This is a genomic window from Halovulum dunhuangense (assembly GCF_013093415.1).
In the GTDB taxonomy this organism is placed as follows: Bacteria; Pseudomonadota; Alphaproteobacteria; order Rhodobacterales; family Rhodobacteraceae; genus Halovulum; species Halovulum dunhuangense.
In genome coordinates this window covers 1783006-1799066 of sequence record NZ_JABFBC010000001.1, presented here as the reverse complement: position 1 = coordinate 1799066, position 16061 = coordinate 1783006, and the positions used below count along the sequence as shown (strand labels likewise).

The following is a 16061-nucleotide window of genomic DNA, read 5'->3' as shown; positions in this document are numbered from 1 at the left end:
GACATGGGCGACGACAACGCCTCCCCTCGACGCGGCTATCACCACGGAAACCTGCGCCAGGCGCTGGTCGAGGCCACGCTGGAGCTTGTGGTGGAGAAAGGCCCCCTCGGCTTCACCATCACCGAGGCGGCGCGCCGCGCAGGCGTCAGCCCCGGCGCGCCCTATCGCCATGTGCGCGGCCGCGAGGAGCTGATCGAGGAAGCCGCCCGCCAGGGCTTCGAGATCTTCGCCGACAGCCTGGGCCGCGCCGTCGCCCGCGCCGCGCCCTCGCCCCTGAAGGGGATCGAGGCGGCCGGCCGCGCCTATCTCGCCTTCGCCCGCAGCCATCCGGGCCATTACATAACGATGTTCGAAAGCGGGCTGTCGCCGGCCGCGAACCCCGAGCTCAAGATCGCCGCCGACCGCGCGTTTGCCGTGCTGACCCGCGCGGCCGAGGCGCTGATCGCAAGCCTGCCCCGCGACCGCCGCCCGCCCGCGACCATGGTCAGCCATCACATCTGGGCGCTGGCCCATGGCGTGGTCGAACTGTTCGCCCGCGGCACCCCCGGCCGCACCTCGCCCTTCGAGGCGGAGGAACTGCTGGAAAGCGGCATCGGCATCTACCTGCGCGGGCTCGGCCTGATCCCCCCCGACGCGGCGCGGTGAAAAAATCGCCCGCCCCCTCTTGCGCCACGCCCTCGGCTTTCCATCTATGTAAATGTAATTCACATTCACATCGAAAGGACCGGACATGCACAGGATTACCCGCTGGTTCTCGGACGCCGAGGCGTGGCTCGACGCGCGCGGCAAGGGAGCCTGGATCGCCGCCATGGTGATCGCCTTCATCGCCTTCTGGCCGATCGGCCTCGCCCTTCTCGCCTACATGTTCTGGAGCAACCGCATGACCTGTTCAGCCCGCAGATGGTCCCATACCGGCGCCCGCTTTCGCAGCTCCGGCAACTCCGCCTTCGACGCCTATCGCGACGACACGCTGAAGCGTCTCGAGGACGAGCAGAACGCCTTCCAGTCCTTCCTGGAGCGGCTGCGCCGGGCCAAGGACCAGGCCGAGTTCGACCAGTTCATGGACGACGCCAAGCGCCGCGGCGAAGGCCGGCCCGAGGAAAGCCCCGCCTGACGCGGACGAAATCCGCGCCTCCGCCCGTCGCGGGGGCGCCCTTCCCCTTGAGAAAGATCCGCCCCATGCCCACACTCTCCCCCATGGACAGCTGGACCGACCTTCCCCATCCCGAGCATGACCGCCAGTTCTACGCCGGCGTGCCCGCGAAGCGCGCCGCCGCCTGGGTGATCGACGCGCTCGTGATCCTGGTCGCGGCCGCCGCCGTCACCCTGGTCTTCGGCGTGCTGACGCTGGGCTTCGGGCTGATGCTGTTCCCCTTCATCCTGTTCGGCGCGAGCTTTCTCTACCGCACCCTCACCATCGCCGCGTCGTCGGCCACATGGGGCATGATGCTGATGGGGATCGAGTTCCGCGACCGCCGCGGCCACCGGCTCGACCTGGTGACGGCGGCGCTGCACACGGGCCTCTTCCTGTTCCTGATGGCCAGCGTCATAGGCTGGATCGCAACCGTCGCGGCGATGCTGCTGACGCGCTACAACCAGGGCGTTCCCGACCTTTTGCTGGGCACCACGGCAATCAATCGCCCGCTCGATTGAGCGTTGGACAAGACCCGGACCCGCTGCTAGCTTTTTTCCGGAGTACGGGTTTGCAGGTACGATGCGTCACAGTCTTCCGCAGTCACCGCAGTTCTATGTCACTGCACCGCAGCCCTGCCCGTATCTGGACGGGCGGGTCGAACGAAAGCTGTTCACGGCGCTTCAGGGCAGCAATGCCGACTCGCTGAACGACGTGCTCTCGCACCAGGGCTTCCGCCGTTCGCAGAACGTGCTCTACCGCCCCTCCTGCGCCGATTGCGCGGCCTGCCTTTCGGCGCGGATCGTGGTCCGCGACTTCACCCCGGGCCGCTCGATGCGCAGGATCCTCAGGCGCAACGCCGATCTCCACCGCGAGGCGACGACCCCCTGGGCCAGCGAGGAACAGTTCGCGCTGTTCCGCCGCTATCTCGGCAGCCGTCACTCCGACGGCGGCATGGCCGACATGGACGTCTACGAATACGCCGCCATGGTCGAGGAAACCCCGGTGCGAAGCCGGGTCGTCGAATACTACCGCCCCGGCCCCGAGGGGCGCATCCTGACCGCGGTCTGCCTGACCGACGTGCTGTCGGACGGGCTCTCGATGGTCTATTCCTTCTTCGACCCCGACCTCGCCGACCGCTCGCTCGGCACCTATGTCATCCTCGACCATATCCGAATCGCACTGGAGGCGGGGCTCGAGCATGTCTATCTCGGCTACTGGGTGCCGGGCTCGCGCAAGATGGACTACAAGGCGCGCTTCAAGCCGCTCGAGATCTACCGCGCCGGCCACTGGCAGCGCCTCGACAGCGACACGGAACTGCGCCTCAACACCCACCCGCTGGGCAACGACCCCATCGCCGAACAGGTCGCCGCGATCTACCTGCCCGACGCCGAGTGACCCCCGGGGGAACGCGCGGCACCCCCATCTTCCACTTTCGCCAAATATCCCCGCCGGAGGCATCCGCCCCTGCCACAGCCGCGCGGCCCGCGAGTTAGGCGTTGACCCCTCGGGGCGCGAAAGTGCATACCACCGCAGATATCGAAAGCGCCCCCGCGCGGCCCGCGCGAGCCCGGGGCAGGACAGACGCGAACGGCATCCTCGCAACCGGCCGCCGCGCGATTTGGGGGAGCAGTGCTCGCAGGTCTTTCGCAGCTGACGCGCGCCATCATCGCGGTGAACCGGCTTGTCGGGGGCGTCTTCGCCTGGCTGTCGCTCGGCATCGTGGTGGTGTGCTTCTGGGTCGTGGTCGAGCGCTACCTGTTCGGCAACACCCGGCTCTGGATGCAGGATCTCTATGTCTGGCTGAACGGCGCGATGTTCACCGCCGTGGCGGGCTACGCGCTCTTCCATGACAGCCATGTGCGGGTGGATATCTTCTACCGCTCCGCCTCCGTGCGGAAGAAGGCCCTTGCCGACCTGGTCGGAACGCTCGTGTTCCTGCTGCCCTTCGCGGTGATCGTCTTCGTCTACTGCCTGCCCTTCGTCGAGCGCTCCTGGCGGCTCTCCGAGGGTTCGGCCAATATCGGCGGCATGCCGGGGCTCTACATCCTCAAGAGCTTCATCCTCGTCTTTGCCGTGCTGATCGCGCTCCAGGGCGTGGCGATGCTGGCGCGTTCGGTGCTGATCCTGCGGGGACGCGAGGATCTGGTGCCCGACACCTACCGCTACAACACCGGCACGGAGTAGCCCGCCATGGATCCTGTCCTGATCGGCGAGATCCTCGCCGGCGCCATGTTCTTCGGCGTGATCGGCATGCTCATGCTGGGCTATCCGGTCGCCTTCACCCTGGCCGGCACCTCGCTTCTGTTCGCGCTTCTCGGCATCTGGCTGGACGTGTTCGACCCCTCGAACCTGGCGGCGCTCGCTGGCCGCTACACCGGCTTCATGACCAACGAGGTGCTGGTCGCGGTGCCGCTCTTCATCTTCATGGGCGTGATGCTGGAACGCTCGCGCATCGCCGAGCAGCTGCTCGCCACCATGGGCAAGCTGTTCGGCGATCTGCGCGGCGGGCTTGGCATCTCGGTCATCCTGGTGGGCGCACTGCTCGCCGCCTCCACGGGCGTGGTCGGCGCGACGGTGGTGACCATGGGCCTGATCTCGCTGCCCGCGATGCTGCGCGCGGGCTATGACCCGAAGCTTGCCACCGGCGTGATCTGCGCCAGCGGCACGCTGGGCCAGATCATCCCGCCCTCGACGGTGCTGATCTTCATGGGCGACATGCTGGCCGGCATCAACGCGCAGGTGCAGATGGCCAAGGGCAATTTCGCGCCCACCCCGGTCTCTGTCGGGGATCTCTTCGCGGGCGCCTTCCTGCCGGGGCTGATGCTGGTCGCGATCTATGTCCTGTTCATGGTGTTCAAGGCCATCGTCCACCCCGAGACCTGCCCGGCGACGCCGGTGCCGGCAGACGAGCGCCGGCACCTGTGGAAAGAGGTCATCACCGCCCTGGTGCCGCCGCTTCTGCTGATCGTCACCGTGCTGGGTTCGATCCTGAGCGGCATCGCCACCGCGACCGAGGCGGCGTCCGTGGGCGCCGTGGGCGCGACCCTGCTGGCGGCGCTGCGCTGGCGGCTGTCCTTCACGGTGCTGCGCGAGGTGGTCAGGCAGACCGCGATCATCACCTCGATGGTGTTCATCATCCTCTTCGGCGCGTCGGTCTTTTCCATCGTGTTCCGGCAGATGGGCGGCGACAACCTGGTGCACGAGTTCCTGTCCGGCCTGCCCGGGGGGGCGATCGGCGCGATGATCGTGGTCATGCTGATCATGTTCGTGCTGGGCTTCATCCTCGACACCTTCGAGATCATCTTCATCGTGATCCCGATCACCGCGCCCGTGCTGCTGGCGCTGGGGCTCGATCCGATCTGGGTCGGCGTGATGGTGGGCGTGAACCTTCAGACCAGCTTCCTGACCCCGCCCTTCGGCTTTGCGCTGTTCTACCTGCGGGGTGTTGCACCGGATGCGGTCACGACCGGCATGATCTACAAGGGGGCGATCCCCTTCGTGGCTCTGCAGATCCTGGCGATCGCGATCCTGTTCGTCTTTCCCGGCATCGTCACCTGGCTGCCCGGCGTGCTGCGCTAGGTCAGGACAGGCCAGAAAAGGAAAGGGCCCGGCGCTGTACGCCGGGCCCTGCGCGTCTCAGGGAACGAAACGCTGGCGGGCCAGGATGTAGCCCAGATCCGCGCTCTCGGTCTTGGAACGCAGGACATTCAGCGCACCGACCCAGTTTTGCGCCGTGCGGCGGGTCAGGTCGTCATCGCTGGCCAGCAGTTCCTGCATGATCTCGTTCGCGGCGTTCGCGCCCGCTTCGACGATGTCGTCCGGGAACGAGGCGTGGGTGATGACCTCGTGCTGGTTCACCAGCGTCGCCAGCGCGCGCGGGTCGTTGGCGGCGAAGTCCGACGCGACCTGGTCGTATTCCGCCTGGCAGACATCGCGGATGATCGCCTGGATGTTGGTCGGCAGTTCCTGGTACTTCGCCTTGTCCACCACCAGTTCGGTCGCAAGCCCCGGCTCGGCGAAGGACGAGGTGTAGTAATGCTTGCAAACCTGGTAGAAGCCGAGCGCCAGGTCGTTGTAGGGGCCGACGAATTCGGCCGCGTCCAGCGCGCCGGTCTGCAACGCCTGGAAGATCTCGCCCGCGGCAAGGTTCGTGACGCTTGCGCCGATGCGCTGCCAGACCTGCCCGCCCAGCCCCGGCGTGCGGAAGCGCAGGCCCTGCACGTCGGCGATGCCGGTGATCTCGTTCTTGAACCAGCCGCCGGCCTGGGTGCCGGTGTCGCCCGACAGGAAGCCCTGCAGGCCGAACTGGTCATAGATCTCGTCCCACAGTTCCTGCCCGCCCATGTAGCGCACCCAGGCGGCATGCTCGCGGCTGGTCATGCCGAAGGGCACGCCGGTGAAGAAGGACAGGCCCACGGACTTGTTCTGCCAGTAATACGCGGCGCCGTGGCTCATCTCGGCCGAGCCGTCGATCACGGCATCCAGCGCCTGGAGCGGCGGCACCATCTCGCCCGCCGAAAAGACCTGCACGGTCAGCTGGCCATCGGTCGCGGCCGTGATCTTGTCTGCCAGTCGCTGCGCGCCGACGCCGAGGCCGGGGAAGTTGCGCGGCCAGGTGGTGACCATGCGCCAGGTGATGTTGCCCTGCGCGATTGCGGGCGCGGCAAGCCCCGTGGCGGCTGCGGTGGTACCAAGGGCCGAGGCCCGCAAGAAGGATCGGCGATCCATGTTTCACTCCCGATTTGTTGTTCCCGCCCAGGTTTCCCGTCGGCGATGCGCCGACAGACTAGCGACCTGATCTGGGGTTGCAAACACCTGTTCGCGGATCTCGTGGCGGCCCGCTTGGCGATTGCGCCCGCGCGGCCGGCACAGCTATCGTGGTCCGCGCGAAGGAGAGCGGGATGCACGATCACCACCACCACGACCATGGCGACGACGACCACGACAACCACATGGACCCGATGACCGCGCGGGTGCGCGCGCTCGAGACGATCCTGACGCAGAAGGGGCTTGTGGACCCGGCAGCACTGGATGCGATCATCGAGACGGTGGAGACGAGGATCGGGCCCCGCAACGGCGCCCGCGTGGTCGCCCGCGCCTGGACCGATCCCGACTTCGCCGCGCGGCTGCGGGACGACGCGACCTCGGCGGTGGCCGAGATGGGCTATGGCGGGCGGCAGGGCGAGCATCTGCAGGCGGTGTTCAACTCGGATGACGAGCACAACCTGGTCGTCTGCACGCTCTGTTCCTGCTACCCGTGGCTGGTGCTGGGCCTGCCCCCCGTGTGGTACAAGTCACCCCCCTACCGCGCGCGTGCGGTGCGCGATCCGCGCGGCGTGCTGGCCGAGTTCGGCGTGATCCTGCCCGACACCACCCGCATCCGCGTCTGGGACAGTACGGCCGAGTTGCGCTATATCGTGGTGCCGCAACGGCCCGCAGGCACCGACGGCATGGACGCCGAGGCGCTGGCGGAGCTTGTCACCCGCGACAGCATGATCGGCTGCGGCCTTGCCCAGGGACCCGGCACATGAACGGCCCGCAGGATCTGGGCGGGCGCGACGGCTTCGGGCCCGTGTCGCCCGAGACGCGCGAGCCGCTGTTCCATGCCGACTGGGAGAAGCGCGCGCTGGCGCTGACACTGGCCGCCGGCGCGCTGGGGCACTGGACCCTCGACGAATCCCGCCATGCCCGCGAGAGCCTGCCGCCGCTGACCTATTACGGGTCGAGCTATTACGAGATCTGGATCCGCGCGCTGGAAATCCTGCTCCAGCGCCACGGCGAGGTCGGCGCCGACGAACTGGCCGCGGGCCACATGCTGCGCGCAGGGCTGCGCCCCGAGCGGCGGCTTCAGGCGGCGCAGGTGGCCCCCGTGATGGCGCGGGGCGGTCCGGTGGATCGCCCCGTCCGGACCCCTGCCCGCTTTGCCCCCGGCGATACCGTGCGCACCCGCAACCACCAGCCCCGGGGCCACACCCGCCTGCCCGGCTATGCGCGTGAAAAGACCGGCGTGATCGAGGCGGTGCGCGGCGTGCATGTCTATCCCGACAGCCACGCCCATGGCCGCGGCGAGGATCCGCACTGGCTTTATACCGTGGCCTTCGACGGCCGCACGCTGTGGGGGGATGCGGCGGCCCCGGGCCTGACCGTCTCGATCGACGCATGGGAGCCCTATCTTGAACCGGCCTGACACCCCCGCCTTCGACGCGCCCTGGCAGGCGCAGGCCTTCGCGCTGGCCGTCGCGCTCGAGGAACGCGGGCTTTTCAGCTGGGCGGAATGGACCGCCGGACTTTCGGTGCGCCTGAACGGGCCCGATGCGGCGTCGGATGGCAGCGACTATTACGACCACTGGCTCGCCAATCTCGAGGCGCTGCTGGCCGAACGCGGCGCCGCCCTACCTGCCGAGGTGGCCCGCACCGCCGCCGCTTGGGTCCGGGCGGCGCATGCCACCCCGCATGGGCGGCCGATCCTGCTGGAAAACGACCCGGAGCATCCCGGTTGAGGCGGCGCCCTGCCGAAAACTGCGCCGCCCCGCCAGCTTTTGTAATTTTATGGCTTTACATCGCCCTTCCGAGACATAAAAACCCGGCATAGCCTGTTGACCCCGGCGATCGCCGCGCCTAAACAAGACGCATGGACATGATCGTCGTACTTATCGGAACGCGCGGGCCCCGGATGAGGTGAACCTCACCCGGCACTTCCCGCGCACAGGCCCCTCCACCGGGGCTTTTTTTATGCCCGGATGGGCGCATCAACCGGGGGAATTCCCCCAGCAGAGACGGAGAGAAGGCATGGCACGGCAGATGACCGGCGCGCAGATGGTGGTTCAGGCCCTGAAGGATCAGGGCGTGGACACCGTATTCGGATATCCCGGCGGCGCCGTCCTTCCGATCTATGACGAGATCTTCCAGCAGAACGATATCCGCCACGTCCTTGTGCGCCACGAACAGGGCGCGACCCACGCGGCCGAAGGCTATGCGCGGGCGACCGGCAAGCCGGGCGTCGTGCTGGTGACATCGGGCCCCGGCGCGACCAACGCCGTCACGGGGATGACCGACGCGCTGATGGATTCGATCCCGATGGTGGTGCTGACCGGCCAGGTTCCCACCTTCATGATCGGCAACGACGCCTTCCAGGAGGCGGACACGGTGGGCATCACGCGCCCCTGCACCAAGCACAACTGGCTGGTGAAGGACACCGACCGCCTGTCCGAGACGATCCACCAGGCGTTTCATGTGGCGACCTCGGGCCGGCCCGGCCCCGTGCTGATCGACATTCCCAAGGACGTGCAGTTCGCGACCGGCACCTATACCCCGCCGGCCAAGGCGCGCACGAACCACTACCAGCCGCAGGTCAAGGGCGACATCGACCGCATCACCCTGGCCGTCGAGGCGCTGGAGCGGGCCGAGCGCCCGATCCTCTATACCGGGGGCGGCGTCATCAATTCGGGCCCGGGCGCCAGCCAGCTGCTGCGCGAACTGGCGAAGGAGACGAACTTCCCCGTCACCTCGACCCTGATGGGGCTGGGCGCATACCCCGCCTCGGGGCAGAACTGGCTGGGGATGCTGGGGATGCACGGCACCTACGAGGCGAACTGGACGATGCATGACTGCGATTTCATGCTCTGCATCGGCGCGCGCTTCGACGACCGGATCACCGGGCGCACGGACGCCTTCAGCCCCCGCTCGTTCAAGGTGCATATCGACATCGACCCCTCGTCGATCAACAAGAACATCCATGTGGACATCCCCATCGTGGGGGATGTGGGTCATGTCCTCGAGGACATGCTCAAGATCTGGAAGGCGCGCGGGCGCAAGACCAACTCGGCCGCCGTGGCGAAGTGGTGGGAACAGATCGAGAAGTGGCGCGCGGTGAAGTCGCTCAGCTACAAGAACTCCAAGACCACCATCAAGCCGCAATACGCGCTGGAACGGTTGGAGGCGCTGACCAAGGGCCGCGACCGCTACATCACCACCGAAGTGGGCCAGCACCAGATGTGGGCCGCGCAGTTCCTGGGTTTCGACGAACCGAACCGCTGGATGACTTCCGGTGGCCTCGGCACCATGGGCTACGGCCTGCCGGCATCGGTCGGCGTGCAGATCGCGCACCCGGACGCGCTGGTGATCAACGTCGCGGGCGAGGCGTCCTGGCTGATGAACATGCAGGAGATGGGCACCGCCGTGCAGTACCGCGCGCCGGTCAAGCAGTTCATCCTGAACAACGAACGCCTGGGCATGGTGCGCCAGTGGCAGCAGCTTCTGCATGGCGAGCGCTATTCCCACAGCTGGTCGGAATCGCTGCCCGATTTCGTCAAGCTGGCGGAGGCCTTCGGCTGCAAGGGCATCATCTGCTCGGATCCGGCCAAGCTCGATGACGCGATCATGGAGATGCTGGAATATGACGGGCCGGTGATCTTCGATTGCCTGGTCGAGAAGCACGAGAACTGCTTCCCGATGATCCCGTCGGGCAAGGCCCATAACGAGATGCTGCTGGGCGATGCCTCGACCGAGGATGCAATCGACGCCGGCGGCGCGGTCCTGGTTTAAGATCGGATCGCAATAGAATGGAGCCGTTCATCTTTTTCAGCTATGGCCTGACAAAGAGCGGCTCCACCCTCGCCTTTCAGCTGGCCCGCGCCGCATTGGAACGGGCCGGCTTTCCCCAACCGGTGCCGGTGGTCCCGGGGCTGGTCGTCTCGCGCAGCATCAACGCGATCGAGCATGTGAGCGAGGCGCAGGCCGAGGCGCTGCTGGATGCCGTGCGCAGGCTCGGGCATCCGGTGGTGCTCAAGACGCATACCCGCCCCGATCCCGCGGTCGCGCGGCTGATCGAAGCCGGTCACGCCCGCGCCCACGCGATCCTGCGCGATCCGCGCGACGTGGCCCTGTCGATGCTCGATCATGGCCGACGCTCGCGGGCAAACGGAAAGCCCGCCTTTTCCGAGATAGGCACCCTCGCGGATGCGGTGGCGGGGATCGACAACCAGCTCGTCACCGCCGCCGCCTGGATGGCGTTGCCGGGAGTCAGGCGGCTGACCTATGACCGCCTCGCCTTCGACACAGGTGCAGCGGCGGCCGATATCCTGGACCACCTGGGGCTTGCGGGCGACCCGCGCACAATCGCGACCGAGGTGCTGGAGTCCTGCTTCACCCAGTTCAACAAGGGCGTGCGGGATCGACATCTGGAAGAGATGGACGCGGCGACAAGTGCTTCCCTTGCAGCACGTTACGCAGCTTTCCTCGCGCTTCTGGCGGAAAGCACCGATCCCCCCCGCTCAGCCCCCCTTCATGCGCCGGTGGACATTCCGGCGCGCCAGACGTAATCCCAAGACACGCAAAGCACAGGCAGACCGATGAACGCACTCGCCATCAAGAAGGGCTCGAACAAGAAGAGCGCCTACAACCTGCGCAGCCCGCTGGACGAGCGGGAAGAGACGCATACGCTTTCGATCCTCGTGGACAACGAATCCGGTGTCCTTGCCCGGGTGATCGGGTTGTTCTCGGGGCGCGGCTACAACATCGACAGCCTGACCGTCGCCGAGGTGGACCATGCCGGCCACCGCTCGCGCATCACCATCGTCACCACCGGCACGCCCGCGGTGATCGAACAGATCAAGGCGCAGCTGGAACGCATGGTGCCCGTGCACAACGTCCACGACCTGACCGTCGAAGGCGCCTTCGTGGGCCGGGAGCTTGCGCTGATCAAGGTGGCGGGCGTGGGCGAGCACCGGGTCGAGGCGCTGCGCCTGTCGGACGTGTTCCGCGCCAGCGTGGTCGACTCGACGCTGGAAAGCTTCATCTTCGAGCTGACCGGCACCCCCGAGAAGATCGAAGCCTTCATCGACCTGATGCGCCCGCTGGGGCTGGTCGAGGTGGGGCGCACCGGGGTTGCGGCGCTGGCGCGCGGCCCGAAGGGCTGACCGCTTTCAGACCGACCATTCCGCGAAGCGCCCCCCGGTCAGGCCGCGCAGGCGGCCCGTGTCGCCAGCCACCGCGTCGCGGATGCGGGCGGCAAGATCAGGCGGGATTGCCGCCGCGGGTGCAGGTTGCGCGATTGCCCGCCTGAGACCGGTCTTCACCCCTTCCGGCAGATGCCGCCGCAACGCTTGGCCCGCCTTTCCATCCCGCATGGACCAGAACCAGCCCGGCATCGCTGCCACAGACGCCGCGCGGTTCCCATGGGCGGCCCGCGCCTCGGGCCAGTCGTCGGCGACGCCCAGAAACCCTGCAAGCGCGGTCAGCATGCCGCGCGGGTCGGCCTCCAGCGTGGCGAGATGCAGCGCCGATATCGGGAACACCGCCAGATACGCCTCAAGCTGGCGGGCATAGAGACTGGCATCGACCAGCCGGGCGAATGCGTCCGGCGGCAGGGGACCGGGGGCAAGCCGCCCCATCGCGCGCAGGTGGCGGTATTCGGACAGGGCGCGGGCCACCGGGTCGCGCAGTATGTAGATCAGGCGCACATCGGGCAGCAGCGCGGCGATGCGTTCGGGCGTGCCGGGAAAGACCAGGCGCTTGGCGTAGTTGGGCGACACCTCGCCGCGCTTGAGGTCCCCGGGCGGGAACTGGCGCGCATACCAGTCGAGGCCCCGCCCCCGCGCCTTCGCGGGCAGGAAGAACTCCGTCTCCTTCAGCCGCGCCATGCCGATGCCGGGATGGGCGGCCAGGCGGTGATGCAGGGCGGTGGTTCCGGCCTTCATCGCGCCGATGACGATGAAATCCGGCAGGCGGTTGGGGTGGGTCACTCGGGGGCGCTCCGGCAGGTGATCCCTCGGTAGCGGCGGGCCGGTTAGCGAGCGGTTAACCGCAAGAAAAATGGGGGACGGCGGACCGTCCCCCAGTTTCGCATTTCAGGCTCTCTTCATTCCCGCTCGGTATCTTGCCTGCGGCCTGAACGCTGCCCCTCCGCCCGCAGGCAGGCGCGCGGAGGGTAGTTCGCTTAGCTACACCCCGACGTCCCGCCACAGGTGTTGCACTTCATGCAGGTGCCGTTGCGCACCAGGGTGAAGTTGCCGCACTCGCCGCAGGGATCGCCCTCGTAGCCCTGCATCCGGGCCTTGGTCCGCTGGTCCATCACCGTGGCGCTCATCGCCTCGATGGTTGTGACCGAGGCCGAGGCGTCCGTCTGAAGCCCGGTGGTCAGCGCCGCGGTCGCCCCGCCCTGGAGCACCAGCAGTTCCTGCGGCAGGCGCTTGCGCAGATACCCCGTCGAGGAGACATGGCGGATCATGTCGATCGAGGCCTGGGCCACGTCCTGTTCCACCTTGCCGATGTTGGACTTGCCCTCTTCCTCGCCGCGGCCCAGCTCGTCAAAGCCGGTGCCCTGCGGGGCGACATGGGCCAGATCCGTGCGGTCGAGATAGCTGACCGCCAGTTCGCGGAAGATGTAGTCCAGGATCGAGGTCGCGTTCTTGATCGAGTCGTTGCCCTGCACCATCCCGGCCGGTTCGAACCGGGTGAAGGTGAAGGCCTCGACGAACTCCTCGAGCGGCACGCCATATTGCAGGCCCACCGACACCGCGATGGCGAAGTTGTTCATCATCGCGCGGAAGGCGGCGCCTTCCTTGTGCATGTCGATGAAGATCTCGCCCAGCTTGCCATCGGCATATTCGCCGGTCCGCAGATAGACCTTGTGCCCGCCGACGATCGCCTTCTGGGTATAGCCCTTGCGGCGCTCGGGCAGCTTCTGGCGGCTGGAGCGGTGCACCTCCTTGACGATGATCTTCTCGATGATCTTCTCGGCCAGGACCTGCGCCCGCTCGGCCTGCGGGGCCGCGACCAGCGCCTCTTCCAGATCCTCGTCTTCCTCCTCGTCGATCAGCGCGGCCGACAGCGGCTGGCTCAGCTTGGAGCCGTCGCGGTAGAGCGCGTTCGCCTTGGTGCCCAGCGACCAGCTGAGCTCGTAGGCGGCCTTGCAGTCCTCGACTGTGGCGTCGTTGGGCATGTTGATCGTCTTGGAGATGGCGCCCGAGATGAAGCTCTGCGCCGCCGCCATCATGTGGATGTGGCTTTCCACGCTCAGGTAGCGCTTGCCCAGCTTGCCGCAGGGGTTGGCGCAGTCGAAGACCGAGTAGTGCTCGGGCTTGAGATGCGGCGCGCCCTCCAGCGTCATGGTCCCGCAGACATGGGCGTTGGCGGCATCGATCTGCGCCTTGCTGTAGCCCAGGTGCCGCAGCAGGTCGAAGCTTGGGTCGTTCAGTTTTTCCGACGGGATGCCAAGCACCTGCGTGCAGAACTTCTCGCCCAGGGTCCACTGGTTGAACACGAAGCGGATGTCGAAGGCCGTGGGCAGCGCCGCCTCGATCTTGGCGATTTCCTCGGCCCCGAAGCCGTGCCCGATCAGCGAGGTCGGGTTGATGTCGGGCGCATTGCCCAGCGTGCCGTGACCCACGGCATAGGCCACGATCTCCTCGACCTGCGCCGAGCTGTAGCCAAGCTTGGTCAACGCGCCGGGCACCGAGTGGTTGATGATCTTGAAGTAGCCGCCGCCCGCCAGCTTCTTGAACTTCACCAGCGCGAAGTCGGGTTCGATCCCGGTGGTGTCGCAATCCATCACCAGCCCGATCGTGCCGGTGGGCGCGATCACGGTGGCCTGCGCGTTGCGATAGCCATGCGCCTCACCAAGGCTCAGCGCCTCGTCCCAGACCGCGTGGGCCAGGTTCAGAAGCCGCCCGTCGGGGCAGTTGTCATGGTCGAGCGCGACCGGCAGCACCGCCAGCCCCTCGTAGCCGGAGGTTTCGCCATAGGCGGCGCGGCGGTGGTTGCGCATGACCCGCAGCATGTGCTCGGCGTTCTTGGCGTAGCCCGGGAACGGCCCAAGCTCCTTGGCCATCTCGGCCGAGGTGGCGTAGCAGACGCCGGTCATGATCGCGGTCAGCGCCCCGCAAAGCGCGCGCCCCTCGTCCGAGTCGTAGCCGTAGCCCATGTTCATCAAGAGCCCGCCGATATTGGCGTAGCCAAGGCCGGTGGTACGGAAGCGGTAGCTGAGTTCGGCAATGGCCGGGCTCGGGAACTGCGCCATCAGGACCGAGATTTCCAGCGTGACCATCCACAGCCGGGTGGCGTGGACATAGCCCTCGACGTCGAACTGGCCGTCCCGGAGGAAGGTCAGCAGGTTCATCGAGGCCAGGTTGCAGGCCGTGTCGTCAAGGAACATGTATTCCGAGCAGGGGTTCGAGCCCCGGATCGGGCCATCCGCCGGGCAGGTGTGCCAGGAGTTGATGGTATCGTGGAACTGGATGCCGGGATCGGCGCAGGCCCAGGCGGCATGGCCGATCTGGTCCCACAACTCGCGGGCCTTCACGGTGCGTGCGACCTTGCCGTCGGTGCGGCGGATCAGTTCCCAGTCGGCGTCCTCGCGCACGGCGCGCAGGAAGGCGTCGGTCACCCGGACAGAATTGTTCGAATTCTGCCCGGAGACCGTCAGGTAGGCATCCGAGTCCCAGTCGGTGTCGTAGGTCGGGAACTCGATCGAGGTATAGCCCTGCTCTGCGTACTGGAGGATACGCTTCACATAGGTATCCGGGATCATCGATTTCTTGGCAGCCTTGATCGCCGCCTTCAGCCCGGGATTCTTTTTGGGATCAAAGGCATCGGTCTCTGCGCCATCCCAGGAGCGGATCGCCCCGAAGATGTCGTTGAGCCGCGCTTCGTGGAGTTTCGAGCCGGCGACGAGGGAGGCGACCTTCTGCTCCTCGATCACCTTCCAGTTGATGAACTCCTCGATATCCGGGTGATCCATGTCGCAGATCACCATCTTCGCTGCCCGACGGGTTGTCCCGCCTGATTTGATCGCGCCAGCGGCGCGATCGCCTATCTTCAGGAAGCTCATCAGCCCCGACGACTTGCCGCCGCCGCCCAGCCGCTCGCCCTCGCCGCGCAGCGACGAGAAGTTGGTGCCGGTGCCCGAGCCGTACTTGAAAAGCCGCGCCTCGCGGGTCCACAGGTCCATGATGCCGCCGTCATTCACCAGGTCGTCGCTGACGGACTGGATGAAGCAGGCATGCGGCTGCGGATGCTCGTAGGCCGAGGTCGACTTGGTCAGCTTGCCGGTCTGGTAATCGACGTAGAAATGGCCCTGGCTCGGGCCGTCGATGCCATAGGCCCAATGAAGCCCGGTGTTGAACCACTGCGGGCTGTTCGGCGCGGCCATCTGGGTGGCCAGCATGTAGCGCATCTCGTCGTAATAGGCGCGGGCGTCGGACTCGGTCGAGAAGTAGCCGCCCTTCCAGCCCCAATAGGCCCAGGCGCCTGCCAGCCGGTCGAAGACCTGGCGCGCGTCGACTTCGCCGCCGTAGCGCTGGTCCTCGGGCAGTTGCTCCAGCGCCGCCTCGTCCGGGACCGAGCGCTGGAGGAAGGCGGGGACGCCCTTTTCCTTTACGCGCTTGGTGACGGCCGGCACGCCCGCCTTGCGGAAATATTTCTGGGCCAGCACGTCGGCCGCGACCTGCGACCACTTCTCCGGCACCGAGATGCCGGTCAGGGAGAAGACGACAGAGCCATCGGGATTGCGGATCTCGGAAGCGGTCTGCTTCCAGGCGATCGCCCCATAGGCCCCGGTGTCGTCGGTCGTGTACTTGCGCTCAATCTTCATTGTCGTCTGCCCCTGAGTTAGACGCATTGTTATTTCGTCAGCCGAACGGATGGACCGCCGACCGGGGGCGCGGCATGCTATGCCGTGCCGATGTCTGATGTTTCGGAAGAGCCTGCCAACGCTACATCTGGTGGTTCGCCGCTCTGGTTCACACAAGGTCGTTCAGAGAGGCCCGCTTATCAAGCAGTATTTTTGCCCGAAACACTAGAAAATGTAGTTGACGGAGTTTTACCCCCCATAGGTGGGGTCGCGCTGTGGATCATGGGGATAAGCGGCGCAAGCGGGGCACCGACGCGCATTGATGCAGCGCGGCTTTTCGCTTGTGGCTCAAAGGCT

The 16061-nt window shown here is 66.8% G+C and carries 15 protein-coding genes; 12 read left to right on the top strand and 3 right to left on the bottom strand.

Annotated features, from left to right (window positions below; translation table 11 throughout):
* Positions 1–3: 3 nt before the first annotated feature.
* From HMH01_RS08700 to HMH01_RS08675, 6 genes are all read left to right on the top strand, one after another.
* A complete protein-coding gene (locus tag HMH01_RS08700; protein WP_171324347.1) occupies positions 4–645 on the top strand; it encodes a TetR/AcrR family transcriptional regulator in 642 nt (213 codons plus the stop codon).
* Positions 646–730: 85 nt separating this feature from the next.
* A complete protein-coding gene (locus tag HMH01_RS08695) occupies positions 731–1114 on the top strand; it encodes a DUF2852 domain-containing protein (RefSeq protein ID WP_171324345.1) in 384 nt (127 codons plus the stop codon).
* 65 nt (positions 1115–1179) lie between these two features.
* Positions 1180–1653, top strand: coding sequence for an RDD family protein (locus HMH01_RS08690; RefSeq protein ID WP_171324343.1), 474 nt, complete (start codon positions 1180–1182; stop codon positions 1651–1653).
* Between the two features lie 61 nt (positions 1654–1714).
* Positions 1715–2530 (top strand): arginyltransferase, encoded by an 816-nt coding sequence (locus HMH01_RS08685; RefSeq protein ID WP_171324341.1) that lies wholly within the window; start codon positions 1715–1717, stop codon positions 2528–2530.
* A 234-nt stretch (positions 2531–2764) separates the two neighbouring features.
* Positions 2765–3319 (top strand): TRAP transporter small permease subunit, encoded by a 555-nt coding sequence (locus HMH01_RS08680; RefSeq protein WP_171324339.1) that lies wholly within the window; start codon positions 2765–2767, stop codon positions 3317–3319.
* Positions 3320–3325: 6 nt separating this feature from the next.
* A complete protein-coding gene (locus HMH01_RS08675; RefSeq protein WP_171324337.1) occupies positions 3326–4714 on the top strand; it encodes a TRAP transporter large permease in 1389 nt (462 codons plus the stop codon).
* Positions 4715–4771: 57 nt separating this feature from the next.
* Here HMH01_RS08675 and HMH01_RS08670 read toward each other — a convergent pair whose 3' ends face one another.
* Positions 4772–5863, bottom strand: coding sequence for a TRAP transporter substrate-binding protein (locus tag HMH01_RS08670; RefSeq protein WP_171324335.1), 1092 nt, complete (start codon positions 5861–5863; stop codon positions 4772–4774).
* 173 nt (positions 5864–6036) lie between these two features.
* Here HMH01_RS08670 and nthA point away from each other — a divergent pair, with 173 nt between their 5' ends.
* From nthA to ilvN, 6 genes are all read left to right on the top strand, one after another.
* Positions 6037–6666: a nitrile hydratase subunit alpha gene (gene nthA / locus HMH01_RS08665; protein ID WP_171324333.1), complete on the top strand. Its 630-nt coding sequence runs from the start codon at positions 6037–6039 to the stop codon at positions 6664–6666.
* Complete coding sequence (gene nthB, locus HMH01_RS08660) at positions 6663–7322, top strand: nitrile hydratase subunit beta (protein WP_171324331.1); 660 nt, start codon at positions 6663–6665, stop codon at positions 7320–7322. The genes nthA and nthB overlap by 4 nt, the downstream gene beginning before the upstream one ends.
* Positions 7309–7635: a nitrile hydratase accessory protein gene (locus HMH01_RS08655; RefSeq protein WP_216366778.1), complete on the top strand. Its 327-nt coding sequence runs from the start codon at positions 7309–7311 to the stop codon at positions 7633–7635. Before nthB ends, HMH01_RS08655 begins: the two co-directional genes overlap by 14 nt.
* 289 nt (positions 7636–7924) lie before the next feature.
* The gene (locus HMH01_RS08650) at positions 7925–9679 is read left to right on the top strand and encodes an acetolactate synthase 3 large subunit (protein ID WP_171324329.1); all 1755 of its coding nucleotides are present in this window, start codon (positions 7925–7927) and stop codon (positions 9677–9679) included.
* A gap of 17 nt (positions 9680–9696) precedes the next feature.
* Positions 9697–10455, top strand: a complete 759-nt coding sequence (locus HMH01_RS08645; protein WP_171324327.1) for a sulfotransferase domain-containing protein — start codon at positions 9697–9699, stop codon at positions 10453–10455.
* A 30-nt stretch (positions 10456–10485) separates the two neighbouring features.
* On the top strand, positions 10486–11052 hold the full coding sequence (gene ilvN, locus HMH01_RS08640) for an acetolactate synthase small subunit (RefSeq protein WP_171324325.1): 567 nt from the start codon (positions 10486–10488) through the stop codon (positions 11050–11052).
* A gap of 6 nt (positions 11053–11058) precedes the next feature.
* Here the strand turns inward: ilvN and HMH01_RS08635 are convergent, their stop codons facing one another.
* Together HMH01_RS08635 and HMH01_RS08630 are read right to left on the bottom strand one after the other, a co-directional pair.
* Positions 11059–11877, bottom strand: a complete 819-nt coding sequence (locus tag HMH01_RS08635) for a sulfotransferase (RefSeq protein ID WP_171324323.1) — start codon at positions 11875–11877, stop codon at positions 11059–11061.
* 194 nt (positions 11878–12071) lie between these two features.
* Positions 12072–15725, bottom strand: a complete 3654-nt coding sequence (locus tag HMH01_RS08630) for a vitamin B12-dependent ribonucleotide reductase (RefSeq protein ID WP_171324321.1) — start codon at positions 15723–15725, stop codon at positions 12072–12074.
* Positions 15726–16061 lie beyond the last annotated feature (336 nt).

What these genes read in the sequence shown, in the direction of transcription:
- nthA (WP_171324333.1), top strand. Translation starts at nt 6,037, where the DNA reads ATGCACGATCACCACCACCACGACCATGGCGACGACGACCACGACAAC.
- HMH01_RS08670 (WP_171324335.1), bottom strand. Translation starts at nt 5,863, where the DNA reads ATGGATCGCCGATCCTTCTTGCGGGCCTCGGCCCTTGGTACCACCGCA.
- nthB (WP_171324331.1), top strand. Translation starts at nt 6,663, where the DNA reads ATGAACGGCCCGCAGGATCTGGGCGGGCGCGACGGCTTCGGGCCCGTG.
- HMH01_RS08650 (WP_171324329.1), top strand. Translation starts at nt 7,925, where the DNA reads ATGGCACGGCAGATGACCGGCGCGCAGATGGTGGTTCAGGCCCTGAAG.
- HMH01_RS08695 (WP_171324345.1), top strand. Translation starts at nt 731, where the DNA reads ATGCACAGGATTACCCGCTGGTTCTCGGACGCCGAGGCGTGGCTCGAC.
- ilvN (WP_171324325.1), top strand. Translation starts at nt 10,486, where the DNA reads ATGAACGCACTCGCCATCAAGAAGGGCTCGAACAAGAAGAGCGCCTAC.
- HMH01_RS08675 (WP_171324337.1), top strand. Translation starts at nt 3,326, where the DNA reads ATGGATCCTGTCCTGATCGGCGAGATCCTCGCCGGCGCCATGTTCTTC.
- HMH01_RS08690 (WP_171324343.1), top strand. Translation starts at nt 1,180, where the DNA reads ATGCCCACACTCTCCCCCATGGACAGCTGGACCGACCTTCCCCATCCC.
- HMH01_RS08700 (WP_171324347.1), top strand. Translation starts at nt 4, where the DNA reads ATGGGCGACGACAACGCCTCCCCTCGACGCGGCTATCACCACGGAAAC.
- HMH01_RS08685 (WP_171324341.1), top strand. Translation starts at nt 1,715, where the DNA reads ATGCGTCACAGTCTTCCGCAGTCACCGCAGTTCTATGTCACTGCACCG.
- HMH01_RS08645 (WP_171324327.1), top strand. Translation starts at nt 9,697, where the DNA reads ATGGAGCCGTTCATCTTTTTCAGCTATGGCCTGACAAAGAGCGGCTCC.
- HMH01_RS08630 (WP_171324321.1), bottom strand. Translation starts at nt 15,725, where the DNA reads ATGAAGATTGAGCGCAAGTACACGACCGACGACACCGGGGCCTATGGG.